Here is a 12,834-nt window from a genome sequence, read left to right as displayed (position 1 = left end):
GGAGGACAGACATGATGGGACCCGGTGACATCGGCTCCGACCCGTGGGACGAATTCCTGGCCAGGTACTTCGGCCGGGGCGAGGGAGGGCGCCGACCGCCGCACCGGGTCGACATCACCCGACTGATGACGGCCGACGCCCGGGAGATGCTCGCCGACGCGGCCCGGCGGGCCGCGCAACGGCAGAGCAGCGACCTGGACACCGACCACCTGCTCTGGGCGGCGCTGCAACGCGAACCGCTGCGTGACCTGGTACGCCGGGCCGGTGCCGACCCGGACACCCTGCTCAACGCCCTCGGCGGAAAGGGCGACGGCGCGCCGCGCGGGGAGGTGCCGCCCAACCTGTCGTTGACCCCCGCCGCCAAGCGGGCGCTGCTCGACGCCCATCAGCTGTCCCGGGCGATGGGCGCCAACTACATCGGCCCCGAGCACATCCTGATGGCGCTGCCGCTCAACCCGGAGTCGCCGGCCGGGCGGATGCTGGCCGCCGGCCGGATCCAACCCGAGTCGTTGCAGGCCGCCAACGCCGAGCGTGGGCCGATGACCGGGCCGAAGCCGGACCGCGGCACCCCCACCCTGGACCAGTACGGGCAGGACCTCACCGACCTGGCCCGCAACGACCAGATCGACCCGGTGATCGGGCGGGCCGACGAGATCGAGCAGGCCGTGGAGATCCTGTCCCGGCGGACCAAGAACAACCCGGTGCTGATCGGCGAGGCCGGCGTCGGCAAGACCGCCATCGTCGAGGGGCTGGCCGAACGGATCTGCGACGGCGACGTACCGCAGACCCTGCTCGGCAAGCGGGTCGTCCAGCTCGACCTGGCCGGCCTGGTCGCCGGCACCCGCTACCGGGGCGACTTCGAGGAACGGCTGAAGAAGGTGATCGACGAGATCCGCGCGCACCGGGACGAGCTGATCATCTTCATGGACGAGATCCACACCCTGGTCGGGGCCGGTGGCGCCGGCAGCGAGGGTGGGATGGACGCGTCCAACATGCTCAAGCCCGCCCTCGCCCGCGGTGAGCTGCGGGTGATCGGCGCGACGACGCTGGACGAGTACCGCAAGAGCATCGAGAAGGACGCCGCCCTGGCCCGGCGCTTCCAGCCGGTGCTGGTGCCCGAGCCCAGCGTCGACGACACCATCGCCATCCTGCGCGGGTTGCGCGACCGGTACGAGGCCCACCACCAGGTGCGCTTCACCGACGAGGCGCTGGTCTCGGCGGCTGAGCTGTCCGACCGGTACGTCACCGACCGGTTCCTGCCGGACAAGGCCATCGACCTCATCGACCAGGCCGGCGCCCGGGTGCGGCTGCGCACCCGCACCCCCGCGTCCGACGTGCGCGAGCTGGAGCAGGAACTCGACGAGGTACGCCGGGACAAGGAGCAGGCCGTCACCGACGAGCAGTACGAGCGGGCCTCCGCGCTGCGTGACCGGATCTCCGAGCTGGAGGAGGACATCCGACGCGCGAACGGCGAGGACGGCTCGTCCGGATCCCAGGTGCCCGAGGTGGGCCCCAAGGAGATCGCCGAGGTGGTCTCCCGGGCCACCGGCATCCCGGTCAGCCAGCTCACCGAGGAGGAACGCGACCGGCTGCTGCGCCTGGAGGGTCACCTGCACCAGAAGGTGGTCGGTCAGGACGACGCGGTCACCGCCGTCGCCGAGGCCGTGCGTCGTTCCCGGGCCGGGCTGGCCGACCCGGAGCGGCCGATGGGCAGCTTCCTGTTCCTCGGCCCGACCGGAGTCGGCAAGACCGAGTTGGCGCGGGCCCTCGCCGAGGCGTTGTTCGGCGAGGCGGACCGGATGGTCCGGGTGGACATGAGCGAGTTCCAGGAGCGGCACACTGTCAGCCGGCTGGTCGGCGCGCCGCCCGGATACGTCGGCTACGAGGAGGCGGGTCAGCTCACCGAGGCGGTGCGTCGCCGCCCGTACGCGGTGGTGCTGCTCGACGAGATCGAGAAGGCCCACCCGGACGTGTTCAACATCCTGCTCCAGGTGCTCGACGACGGCCGGCTCACCGACAGCCAGGGTCGTACCGTGAACTTCAAGAACACCGTCCTGATCATGACGAGCAACCTCGGCTCCGAGCTGATCACCGGCGCCCAGCGCTCGGTCGGCTTCGGCACCGGGGACGTGGGCAGCGAGCAGGAGAGCAACGAGCTGCGGGAGCGGCTCATGCGCCGCCTGCAGGAGAACTTCCGCCCGGAGTTCCTCAACCGCATCGACGAGGTCATCATCTTCCGCCGGCTGGAGGCCGAGCAGCTGCGCGACATCACAGCGCTGCTGCTGGAGGAGACCCGCCGTCGGATGCACGCCCAGGACCTCCAGGTGGAGTTCACCACCGCCGGCATCGACTGGCTCGCCGAGCACGGCTACCAGCCGGAGTTCGGTGCCCGCCCGCTGCGCCGGGTGATCCAGCGCGAGGTGGACAACCACCTGTCCCGGATGCTGCTGGAGTCGGCGATCTCGCCGGGGCAGAAGGTCACTGTGGACGTCCGCGACGGCGCGCTCACCTTCGACGTGACCGCGGGCGAGCGGGGGTACACCGCCGCCACGACCACACACCCGCGATGAGCGGGCCGGCGCGAAGGGACGAACACGAGGACCCGCACCAGCACGCGGAGTCCGCGAAACCCCGGGACGAGGACGACCATCCCGACCCGATCCTGGCGCCGCCCACCGCGAACCCCCGCCGCACGCGGGTGCCCGCGGAGGGCCTGCATCCGAAGACCGACCAGGACGACCCGGAGACGTCCGGGCCGCCGCCCGGAGAGGAGACCTGATGGTACGCGAAGCGCGGCTCGACCCCGAGGTGGAAGTGCTCTGGGAGGACTTTCACGCCGAGGTCAACGTCCCGTCGGAGCAACTGCGGACCTGGCTGCTGACCAGGGGTTCGGGGGAGGAGTCGTTCAGCCCCAACCCGAACCTCGACCTGCCCCAGCCCGGCCGGGAGATCCTCAAGGTGCTCAACAAGCGCAAGGTGGACCTCACCCCGGAGGACATCGAGGTGATGCGGGAGGCGGTCGAGCGGATCCGCGAGCTGATGGACGCCAAGCCGTCGCGCGGCAACGCCGATGACAGCTGGCGGCACTCCCTGCTGGACCTGGGTCACGACCCGCTCGTCGAACGCTGAGCGAGGTTAGACCCGCGACGGTGCCGTCCCGAACCCGGGACGGCACCGTCGCGGCGCGCTACTGGCCCTGGTCGGGCTCCAGACTGGCGATGGTCAGACCCGCCGCGTCGGCGGCGGCGTCCCGGTCGCCCCGGGTCTGGTCCTCCCGGGTGAGCAGGTTCGCGTACTCGGTCACGTCGGCCGGGTCAGGCACCGTCGGCAGGCGGCGCAGGAACGCCTCCACCTCGCGGGTGGCGGCGGTGTGCGCGGCAGCAGCCTGGCGCAGCAGTTCGCGGTCGTCGGCGGGCGGGTAGAGGTCGGTCATGTCCGCCAGATACCCGGCCCACGGCGGTTCGCACCGCCAGCGGCCGGGAATACCGGCAGCTCAGCCCGGCCGTACCCCGGTGGGGTGCCGGACGCCGAAGCCCGGGTTGCGGGGCAGCCAGGCCAGGTACGCCGGGTGCGGCGCCAACGAGTCGACGTAGGCCGCCTTGGCCGTTCCCAGCACCAGCTCCGCGCCCTGGGCTGCGGGAGAGTCCGGATGCCAGCCGAGCAGCAGCCGCCAGCGCAGCGGCGTCCCGGCGAGTTGACGGGTGACCAGACCGCTCACCGGGCGGAACGTCGCCTGGCACAGGGCCACCGCCACGCCGGCCTCCACCAGGTCGACGCAGCCGCGGATGTCGGTCTCGTACACCTTCCTGGGCGTGAAGCCGGCGCGGGCACACGCGGCGGCGAAGCAGTCGGCGAAGCAGCCGTCACCCGGCGCGGCGACCCACTGCTCGTGGCGCAGGTCGGCCAGGCGGACCTCGTCCTGCGCCGCGAGAGGATGGGTCTCCGGCAGCAGCACCAGCACCGGGTCGACGGCCACCTCCTGCCAGCTCAACCCGAACCCGGCCGACGGACTGGCGTCGCCGCACACGCCGGCCAGCGCGAAGTCCAGCCGACCGCCGGCCACCAACTGCGCCAACTCGTCCACCGACCAGGACGCGTACGTGGTGATCTGGGCGGGCGGCTGCTCGGCCGCCAACCGGTGCACCAGCCGACCCAGGATCGGGCTGTTCACCCCACCGAACCGGTAGCACGGCGGCGTGTCGCCCGCCCCGGCCAGCCGGGCCGCCTCGTCCTGCAGCCCCTTCATCGCCGGCAGCAGCACCCGGGCGCGGGCCAGCACCAGCTCACCGAGCGCGGTAGGTCGAGCCCCGCGCCGGTCCCGGTCGAACAGCGGGCCGCCCAGCGTCCGTTCGATGCGTTGGAGCTGGGCGGTGAGCGCCGGCTGGGCCAGGCCGAGCGCCGAGGCCGCCTTCGTCACACTTCCCGTCTCCGCGATCGCGCAGACCACCCGCAGGTGACGCAGCTCCAGGTTCATAGGGTGACGGTAGGACTACGCGTCTGCTGGCGGAATAGCCCAAGCGGATCGGTGATAATGAATGCATTGCCGGCGGTCGCCGGTCACCGGTCGCGCGGGGGCTCCGGCAGGTCCGCCAGGTACGTCGGCCGCCGGGTCACCGCGTCGAGGACCTTGTCCACCACCCCGACCGCCGGCTCCACGATCCGGTTCCACGGAGGGGTGGCCGGCGTGCCCGGGTGCGGTCGCGTCGGCGCGGCCTCCTCTGCGATCTCCAACCGGTTGCCCAGCCGGATCAGCTCCTCCTCGGTCGCGACAGCGCGCAGCTCGGTGACCAGCGCGCCCACCCCGTCGACATGCCGGCGGACCCGCTCGGCGACAGCGGTCAGCGCCTCGTCCGTCAGCCCCTTCAGAGCGCTCAGCAGAGCCGCGTCGGCGTTGATCTCCGCGTCCACCCGCTCGGTGGCCGCCGGCAGCGCCGCGCGGACCGCCGGCAGCAGGTACTGCTCCTCGGCGGACAGGTGCCGCGACAGCGCGGCGGTGAGCACCGCCAACCCCTCCTGCGGAGTGGTCGCCGGGCCGGAGAGCTGGTCCAGCAGCGCCAGCAGTTGCCGGTGCTCCCGGTCGACGATGTCGGCGATGCTGCGACCGGCGGGTCGGTAACCCTCCTCGGGTGCGGGCGCGGGCGGCAGCGGCGGCAGGGGAACAGCGGACATGGTGCCCTCCTCGACTGGCGGGCGGAAGCTCCGGCAGGGACGTTCGGTCGTGGGCGGCGGTACCCGAACGCGACCAACGCGAAACCGACCCGTCGATGCGTCCACCCGCGCCGGCCTGTCGAGCGGCACGGGCTGGTATGAAGAGGCGATGACGAGCGATGCCGCCTCCGCCCTGCCCGACCCCACCGCAGAGGTCGTGGACCTCTGCCGCGACCTGCTGCGCATCGACACCACCAACACCGGTGACAACGACACCAGCGTCGGCGAGCGCCGCGCGGCCGAGTACGTGGCGGAGAAGCTCGCCGAGGTGGGCGTGGAGTCCGTCCTGCACGAGTCCGCCCCGGGCCGGGCGAACGTGGTGGCCCGCATCCCGGGCACCGACCAGAGCCGGGGCGCGCTGCTGGTGCACGGCCACCTGGACGTCGTGCCCGCCGACGCCGACGAGTGGTCGGTGGGCCCGTTCTCCGGCGAGCTGCGCGACGGCTACCTCTGGGGCCGGGGCGCCATCGACATGAAGGACTTCGACGCGATGGTGCTCGCCGTGGTCCGGCACTGGCAGCGCACCGGCGTACGCCCCCCGCGCGACATCGTGCTCGCGTACACCGCAGACGAGGAGGCGGGCAGCGACTACGGGGCGCGCTTCCTGGTGGACAACCACCGAGGCCTCTTCGACGGCTGCACCGAGGCGATCGGCGAGGTCGGCGGCTTCTCCTACTCGGTAAACGACAACCAGCGGCTCTACCTCATCGAGACCGCCGAGAAGGGCATCGACTGGCTGCGGCTGCACGCCAAGGGCCGCCCCGGGCACGGCTCGATGATGCACGACGACAACGCCGTCACCGCGCTCGCCGAGGCGGTCGCCCGGATCGGCCGGCACCGCTTCCCAGTGGTCGTCACCGACACCGTGCGGGCCTTCCTGACCGAGGTCTCCGACCTGCTCGGCATCGAGTTGGACCCGGACGACCCGGAGACGGCCATCGCGAAGCTCGGTCCCATCGCCAACATCATCGGCGCGACCATCCGCAACACCGCCAACCCGACCCGGTTGAGCGCCGGCTACAAGGACAACGTCATCCCCGGCCGGGCCACCGCCACCATCGACTGCCGCAGCCTGCCCGGGCAGTCCGAGCTGCTGGAGCGGCAGCTGCGCGAGCTGGTCGGCCCGGACATCGCGATCGAGTACGTCCAGCGGCAGCCGGCGCTGGAGACCACCTTCGACGGTGACCTGGTCGAGGCCATGTCGGCGGCCCTGCGCGCGGAGGACCCGGGGGCGCGGCCGGTCCCGTACATGCTCTCCGGCGGCACCGACGCCAAGGCGTTCTCGCAGCTCGGCATCCGCTGCTTCGGGTTCGCCCCGCTGCGGCTGCCCGCCGACCTGAACTTCTCGGCGTTGTTCCACGGCATCGACGAGCGCGTTCCGGTGGACGGACTACAGTTCGGCGTGCGGGTTCTCGACCGGTTCCTCCGCACCTGCTAGTCGTGTCCGGCGGTGGCCGCCGGCGCGCAATCTCCCCAACGTGAAGGGACTGCCCCACATGACCGACCAGCATGGTGAGCTGGACGCCGCTCTCGAGCGGGTGATCGAAGCGGCCCGCCACCACCTGGCTGCCGTACGCGCCGCGCAGGGCCGCGTCGACGACGACGACGTCTGGCAGGCGTACGTGGCGTTGAACAACGCCTCCTTCGCGTACGACGAGCGACTGCTCGACGCCTTCGGCGAGGTGACGCCGTGGGATGTCGACTCGATCGACCCGGACGAGGCCGACGAGCGTTTCGGCGGCGGCGAGGGCGCGGAGGCCAGCGACCCGCACCCCAGGGTGATCTCGGTGCGTCAGCGTCGTGACTACCGGGTGCCGAGCGTCGCCGCGCTGCTGCGGGTGGCCGAGGCGGCCCGCCGCGAGGGCACCCCGGAGGACGACGAGCCGGCGCCGGTGGAGGGCGTGGGCGAGGCGGTGCTGGAGCTGCTGCAAAGTGGTGACGGCTCGCTCGGCGCGTTGGACGTCCCCGAGTTGGAGCCGCTCGACGGGGTGGTGATGGTCAGCGAGGTGGGCACCCCGGTCGACCTGGAGTCGTTCGACGACGACGACGCGGTTGGCCCGTTCCAGCCGGCTGCCGACGACCGGCTGGTCGGTCGGCTCGACGAGCACCCGTTCCTGGAGCTCGACGACGACCACGACCACGCCGGGCACCAGCACTAGGCCGGGTGCCGCCCGAGGCCGACTCCGGCCTCGGGCGGCACCGCCCGGTCGTCAGTACGACAGACCCGGCTGCGGCTGGTTGACCCTCCGACGACGCAGCACCACCTGCCGCGTGCCGTCCCGGTACAGCCGCACCCGGGCCAACTCCCATCCGGAGAACTCCGCCTGGATCGCCAACTGCGCCGCGGCGGTCAACCGGTCGACGTTCGGCGGCAGCCGCAGTGGCGCGTACTCGTAGTCCATGCCTCCATGCTGCCCAGCCCAGCGGCCGTTCGCCACCCCCTCCGGAGTGACCAACGACGCCACCGCGGGCGGTTCGTGCCGCCCCGTGCCCCGTCGCGCCGATCTTGCGGTTCGGTCGCCGAGGTGCCCCAGGTGGGAGGGCAAATCCTGAAGATGCCGGCCCCGGTCGGGTCGATCATGGAGTCTTGGTGCCTGATTTGGCCCTGTTGCGGCGACCTTGTCGCCCACCACAACTCCATGATCGGCGAGGCGGTGCGGTGCGGTGCGGTGCCGTGCGTTTCGTCGTCGCCCCGCCTTGGCGCGAAGTCAGCCCGCGGGGGCGTTGGCCGTCAGCAGGGCGGCGAGGGCCGGGGCGGCCAGGGCGACCGCTCGGGCGCTGCCCGGGTCGACCGCCAGCCCCCAGGACGGGTCCGGCCAGTCCTCGAACAGCTCCGCGCAGGGCAGCGCGACGAACGGCACCCCGTCCCCGCTGAACGCGGCGAGCGCCCCCGGCGAGGTGAAGACCGGCAGCAGCGGCGCGCCGGTCGCGTCGCCGACCACCGTCCACGGGAAGTCGGCGTCCGGTGTCGGTTCCCCGGCCAGGGGGACGCACACAGTGGTGCCGGCCAGCGCTCCGAGGTAGCCGGGCAGGTCGCGCCGGCCGACGGCGGCCGCGAGCACCGCCACCACCGCCGGCTCCGCGTCAACGGCGGACGCCGATCCAGGTCGCGTGGCCGGCACCGCTGGTCCAGGCTGAGTGGCCGGCACCGCTGGTTCAGGCTGAGTGGCCGGCACCGCTGGTTCAGGCTGAGTGGCCGGCACGGTCGTTCTGGGCCGCGCGGCCGGCACCGTGGGGCCAGGTTGAGCGGCTGGCGACGCCGCCGGGCCGGGGCGCGCGGCTGGCGGCAGCGCCCGGCAGGAGAGCGTTCCCGGCTCGTCGGTCAAGACCTCGGCGGCGGTACGGGTCACGAACACACTGAGCCGCTGCACCTGCTCCGGAGTGCGCTCCGTCTCGTACCACCAGCCCTCGTCACCGGTCGGGCGGTGCCAGCCGAGCGCGGCCAGGCGTGCCTCGTCGTGGCCGGGGCAGATCACCCGCACCACCCGGCGGCGCACCAGCAGCCGGATCCCGCGTGGGCCGGTGGAGAGCTCCAGGTCGGTGTCCCGGTCGCAGCGGGCGACGGTGTCCCGCAGTCGAGCGGCGATCTCCGGCCAGGTCGGCGACGGCGACGTCACGCCGGTGCGCCCGGCAGGCGGTCGTCCAGCCGCCCGAGCCGGGCCACGGTCTCCTCCAGCCGGCCCAGCGCCGAGAAGTCCCCCGGCGTGCCGAACAGGTCGCCGAGCCCCGCGCCGAGCGCGACGTCCAACCCCTCGGTGTGCTCGTCGACGTGCCCGGAGGCGACCTCCCGAGCCCGCCGGTACGCGTCGAGCACCAGCTCGGCCACCCCCTCCGTGCCGACGCGCAGGGCGGCGGGCGCGAGGGTGAGGCCGGTCAGCGCGCCGGTGGCGTCGACGGTCGCCGAGACCAGCCCGCTCTCGTCGACAGCGGTGCCGGACAGCTCGGCCAGGTCGTCGCGGAGGCCCGCGAACCGGCGCTCGATGTCGGCGATCCGCCCGGCGAGCGCGTCGAACGCGGACGTCGGGTCCGTCATGAGATCCCTCCCCGTGGATGGTGCGGCCGGGTGGTGCCCGGCGGCCGGGAGATCGTATCGTCGGTGCGCTCGACTCATGGGGGAGGAACGGCATGCCACCGGATATCGATGTCGACGTGCAGGCGGTCCGTCGACTGGAGACAGCCGCCAAGCAGGTCGCCAGCTCGCTGGCCGCGCTGGAGCGGCAGATCGTCTCGGCCGGCGACGTGCCGTCGGACGCCTTCGGTCACCTGCCGTTCGCCAGCGACATGCTCCGCGACAAGTACGCCGAGCAGGTCACCGGCGGCAAGGAGTTGTTCGCCACCGCGAACGCCGCGTTCGGCCGGGTCGCCACGGCGCTGGCTGACACTGTCGAGGCGTACGAGCACAACGAACGGGATCTCGACGCCGGGTTCAAGGCCATCCAGTCGGGCCTGCCCGGATGAGCGGTCCGGCCGGCAGCGCCGTCCAACTGTGGAACGGCCTGGACAGCGCGCTCTCCGGGGTGCAGGACGCCGTCGACAGTGTCTGCCGGACCCTTGCCTGGCCACTGATCCAGCTCGTCGACATGGTCGACGGCGAGCCCGCCGTGCTGCGCGCGAAGGCCGCCGAGTGGGACGCGCTGGCCGCGCAGGTGCGCGACCTGGCCCAGGGGCACCGCGGCGCCAGGGAGTCCGCGCAGGCCGGCTGGCGCTCACCGTCCGGTGTGGCGTACGGCCAGCGGTTGGCCGAGGTGGAGCAGCAACTCCTCGACGTCGCCGAGCAGTTCGCCGCGACCGCGGAATACCTGCGCAGTGTCGCCGACGGCCTGCAGACCGTGCACGACGTGCTCGTGGACCTCTGCGTGGAGTTCGTGAACTTCCTCCTGGTGACGCTGGTGACGGCGTTGCTGATGGCTCCGGTGACCATGGGGGCGTCCTGGGCGGTCGGCGTGGGCGTGACAGTGGCCAGGGCCCTGGTCGTCGTCACCCGGATGCTGAAGGTCATCCGGCCACTGGCGGCGCACCTGCAGAAGGTCATCCGCCTGCTCCAGCGGGTCATGCTGGCCCTGCGCAAGCTGCAGGCACACCTCGACAAGTTGGTCACGTTGCAGGACAAGCTGCGTACCGGCAAGAAGTACGCCGACAAGCGGCACGCCGCCGGCAAGGCCGACAAGTGGTTCCACAAGATTTTCGACCCCACGAAGGGCACCTACAAGCTGGGCAAGTCCGGTGCCCCGTTCGACATGGGCGCCCTCGAACGAGCCGCCGCGCTGCGGGCGCACGGGGTCGCCGACGGGGCCCGGGTGATCGCCCGGGACTGGGCGACGAACCTGCCGTGGAACGTGCCGAACTCCGTCGTGCACGGTGTCACCTGGGGGACTGTCGCGTTGACCAGTGGGCTTTCCGTTCCCGGTGGCGAACAGGTCGGCGACCAGATCGACCAGGCGGTGCAGGGCGGGGCGGACTGGATCGACCAGAATGTCTTCGGGCAGCCGCCGGCGGGTCAGCCGGCGGGCCGGTAGAGAGGAACGCGTGATGTCAGGGGAGCGAGGCCGGCTCGGTCGGTTCACCGACGCGGTGCTCGGCGGCGCGCGGGCCGCCCGGGACAAGGCCCGTGAGCTGCGCGACGAGTTCCGCACCAGCGACGAACCCGAACGCGCTCTCGTCGCACCGCTGCTGCCCGGGCAGGAGCTGCGCTATGTGGGGCTCGGCCCGGTCCGCGTCCCGCAGACCCACAAGGCAGGTCGGCAGCTCGCCGATGTGATGGCCGACGAGTTCGTCGACTCCCTCGACCCGATGGTGCTGTTCGGGCTCCTCAACATCGTCAACCCGGTGGTCTGGGTGGACGCGGTGCTGACGCCGGTACGGCTGGCCGCTGGCGTGCTGCTGCTGCCCGGCAAGGCCGGTGCCGTCGCCGCCGGTGTGCCGGAGGCGGCCGAACCGGAGCCGGCCCCACCACACCGGCGGGTGCAGCGGGATCCCATCCCGCTCACCGAGGAGCAGGAGGCGTTCCGCGCCTTGTTTCGGCTCAGCCTGTACCGCCCGTTGGCCGAGCAGCTCGCCGAGATCGCCTACCGTCGCCGGTTCGTCTTCAGCGGCGACCTGGCCACCCTCGCCGGCAGCCTGCTGCTCTTCCTGGAGCGTTACAACGGCACCCCGCTGGCGGTGACCGACACGCACCTGCACCTGCTGCGGATGGGCCCGCGCCCCGACGCCGACCGGCCCGACCGACGGCAACCGCGGGTGCTGTGGGGCGTGCGACGCGACCGGGTGGCCCGGATCGACTCGGAGCGCGGCGCGACCGGGCTCGTGCAGCTGACGTCCACGATCGTCTTCGACGACGGCTCGTGGATCCGGCTCACCCAGCCCGCGCTCCGCGACGACCAGTCGCGCTTCCTGACCGCGATCCACGACCTCCCCGGGCAGCGCCCCCAGCCGTGACCCGGCGCGCGGGGCCAGCCGTGACCCGGCGCGCGGGGCCAGCCGTGACCCGGCCTGCGGGGCCAGCCGTATGCGGGCGTGCGGGGCCACCCGCGACCCGGCCGGCTGGTCAGCCGTCGCGTTCGGGGTAGCCGACCGGCACCGCGGAGACGTCGTCCAGCGCGGTGGTGATCTCCTCGGGCAGGGTGATCCGCTCCACTGCGAGCGCGCCGAGCAACTGCCCGACGGTCCGCGCGCCGAGGATCGGCGCGGTCACGCCGGGCCGGTCCCGGATCCAGGCCAACGCCACCTCCAACGGAGACACCCCCAACCCGCCCGCCGCTGTGGCCACCGCCTCCACGATGCTGGAGCAGCGCGGCTCCAGGTAGGTCGAGACGAACCGTTCGAAGTGCGGCGACGCGGCCCGGGAGTCGGCCGGACGGCCGTGCCGGTACTTGCCGGTGAGCACGCCCCGGCCCAGCGGCGACCAGGGCAGCACGCCGAGGCCGAGCGCGTCACACGCGGGCAGCACCTCCCGCTCCACGCCCCGCTCCAGCAGCGAATACTCCACCTGGGACGCGACCACTGGCGCCCGCCCCGGCCAGGCGGTCTGCCAGGCGGCGGCCCGCGCGGTCTGCCAGCCAGAGAAGTTCGACACCCCGACGTAGCGGACCTTGCCGCTGGCCACCGCGTGGTCCAGGGCGGCCAGGGTCTCCTCCAGAGGGGTGTCCGGGTCGTACCCGTGCACCTGGAACAGGTCGACGTGGTCGGTGCCGAGCCGGCGCAGCGACGCGTCCAACGTACGCAGCAGATGTCCCCGGGAGCCGTCCCGACGTCGGCCACTGCCGGGGCGCAACCCGGCCTTGGTGGCGATGAGCAGCTCCTCACGGGGGACGAGGGAGCCCAGCAGCGAGCCGATCACCGACTCGGCGTCGCCGTCGCCGTACACGTCGGCGGTGTCGATCAGGTTGCCGCCCGCGTCGAGGTAACTCTTCAGCTGAGCGGCCGCATCGTCGGCGTCGGTGTCCCGGCCCCAGGTCATGGTGCCGAGCGCGAGCCGGGAAACCGCCAGCCCGCTTCGGCCGAGCGGTCGCTGTTGCATGGGTGAACCTTATTTCGAACCTGCCGCCACGGATATCCTCGCTCCCGTATCTCTGCCGGTTCTGCCGGTTCCGCCGCCCCGGGCTGCCCCGATGGAGGGGGGATCAAAGG

Annotated in this window: 15 protein-coding genes; 8 read left to right on the top strand and 7 right to left on the bottom strand. The window is 72.7% G+C overall.

Annotated features, from left to right (window positions below; translation table 11 throughout):
- Positions 1-11: 11 nt before the first annotated feature.
- Genes AB0C19_RS18770 through AB0C19_RS18760 form a run of 3 tightly spaced genes read left to right on the top strand, consistent with a single transcriptional unit; the run spans position 12 to position 3,129 of the window.
- Entirely contained in the window at positions 12-2,570 is a 2,559-nt protein-coding gene (locus AB0C19_RS18770; RefSeq protein WP_355007897.1) for an ATP-dependent Clp protease ATP-binding subunit, read from the top strand.
- Positions 2,567-2,779 (top strand): hypothetical protein, encoded by a 213-nt coding sequence (locus AB0C19_RS18765; protein ID WP_238685865.1) that lies wholly within the window; start codon positions 2,567-2,569, stop codon positions 2,777-2,779. Before AB0C19_RS18770 ends, AB0C19_RS18765 begins: the two co-directional genes overlap by 4 nt.
- Complete coding sequence (locus tag AB0C19_RS18760; protein WP_091408434.1) at positions 2,779-3,129, top strand: DUF3140 domain-containing protein; 351 nt, start codon at positions 2,779-2,781, stop codon at positions 3,127-3,129. The genes AB0C19_RS18765 and AB0C19_RS18760 overlap by 1 nt, the downstream gene beginning before the upstream one ends.
- A gap of 58 nt (positions 3,130-3,187) precedes the next feature.
- On the opposite strand, the gene AB0C19_RS18755 is transcribed toward AB0C19_RS18760, so the two are convergent.
- The 3 genes from AB0C19_RS18755 to AB0C19_RS18745 all read right to left on the bottom strand — a co-directional run bounded on the left by AB0C19_RS18755 (position 3,188) and on the right by AB0C19_RS18745 (position 5,169).
- Positions 3,188-3,433: a hypothetical protein gene (locus tag AB0C19_RS18755; RefSeq protein ID WP_238646958.1), complete on the bottom strand. Its 246-nt coding sequence runs from the start codon at positions 3,431-3,433 to the stop codon at positions 3,188-3,190.
- 60 nt (positions 3,434-3,493) lie between these two features.
- A complete protein-coding gene (locus tag AB0C19_RS18750; protein WP_357186715.1) occupies positions 3,494-4,474 on the bottom strand; it encodes a LysR family transcriptional regulator in 981 nt (326 codons plus the stop codon).
- Positions 4,475-4,557: 83 nt separating this feature from the next.
- Entirely contained in the window at positions 4,558-5,169 is a 612-nt protein-coding gene (locus AB0C19_RS18745) for a hemerythrin domain-containing protein (RefSeq protein WP_357186712.1), read from the bottom strand.
- Positions 5,170-5,317: 148 nt separating this feature from the next.
- On the opposite strand from AB0C19_RS18745, the gene AB0C19_RS18740 reads away from it, so the two are divergent.
- On the top strand, positions 5,318-6,646 hold the full coding sequence (locus AB0C19_RS18740; protein ID WP_357186709.1) for a M20/M25/M40 family metallo-hydrolase: 1,329 nt from the start codon (positions 5,318-5,320) through the stop codon (positions 6,644-6,646).
- Between the two features lie 58 nt (positions 6,647-6,704).
- Complete coding sequence (locus AB0C19_RS18735; RefSeq protein WP_091408864.1) at positions 6,705-7,367, top strand: hypothetical protein; 663 nt, start codon at positions 6,705-6,707, stop codon at positions 7,365-7,367.
- A 51-nt stretch (positions 7,368-7,418) separates the two neighbouring features.
- On the opposite strand, the gene AB0C19_RS18730 is transcribed toward AB0C19_RS18735, so the two are convergent.
- The 3 genes from AB0C19_RS18730 to AB0C19_RS18720 form a co-directional block, all read right to left on the bottom strand.
- Entirely contained in the window at positions 7,419-7,610 is a 192-nt protein-coding gene (locus tag AB0C19_RS18730) for a DUF5703 family protein (RefSeq protein WP_013734349.1), read from the bottom strand.
- A gap of 306 nt (positions 7,611-7,916) precedes the next feature.
- Positions 7,917-8,825 (bottom strand): SseB family protein, encoded by a 909-nt coding sequence (locus AB0C19_RS18725; RefSeq protein WP_357186705.1) that lies wholly within the window; start codon positions 8,823-8,825, stop codon positions 7,917-7,919.
- On the bottom strand, positions 8,822-9,241 hold the full coding sequence (locus tag AB0C19_RS18720; protein ID WP_266302641.1) for a YbaB/EbfC family nucleoid-associated protein: 420 nt from the start codon (positions 9,239-9,241) through the stop codon (positions 8,822-8,824). The genes AB0C19_RS18725 and AB0C19_RS18720 overlap by 4 nt, the downstream gene beginning before the upstream one ends.
- A 92-nt stretch (positions 9,242-9,333) precedes the next feature.
- Between AB0C19_RS18720 and AB0C19_RS18715 the strand changes: the two genes are divergently transcribed.
- The 3 genes from AB0C19_RS18715 to AB0C19_RS18705 are packed head-to-tail and all read left to right on the top strand — an operon-like array spanning position 9,334 to position 11,643.
- Positions 9,334-9,666: a hypothetical protein gene (locus AB0C19_RS18715; protein WP_238685858.1), complete on the top strand. Its 333-nt coding sequence runs from the start codon at positions 9,334-9,336 to the stop codon at positions 9,664-9,666.
- The gene (locus tag AB0C19_RS18710) at positions 9,663-10,724 is read left to right on the top strand and encodes a WXG100 family type VII secretion target (protein ID WP_357186700.1); all 1,062 of its coding nucleotides are present in this window, start codon (positions 9,663-9,665) and stop codon (positions 10,722-10,724) included. The genes AB0C19_RS18715 and AB0C19_RS18710 overlap by 4 nt, the downstream gene beginning before the upstream one ends.
- A 13-nt stretch (positions 10,725-10,737) precedes the next feature.
- Complete coding sequence (locus tag AB0C19_RS18705; RefSeq protein WP_357186697.1) at positions 10,738-11,643, top strand: hypothetical protein; 906 nt, start codon at positions 10,738-10,740, stop codon at positions 11,641-11,643.
- Between the two features lie 109 nt (positions 11,644-11,752).
- On the opposite strand, the gene AB0C19_RS18700 is transcribed toward AB0C19_RS18705, so the two are convergent.
- Positions 11,753-12,724, bottom strand: a complete 972-nt coding sequence (locus tag AB0C19_RS18700) for an aldo/keto reductase (protein ID WP_112587412.1) — start codon at positions 12,722-12,724, stop codon at positions 11,753-11,755.
- Positions 12,725-12,834: the final 110 nt, after the last annotated feature.

Source organism: Micromonospora sp. NPDC048842, assembly GCF_040649935.1.
Classification (GTDB): Bacteria; Actinomycetota; Actinomycetes; order Mycobacteriales; family Micromonosporaceae; genus Micromonospora; species Micromonospora hortensis.
The sequence above is the reverse complement of the archived record's forward strand: the minus strand, read 5'-3'. Positions and strand labels throughout refer to the sequence as shown.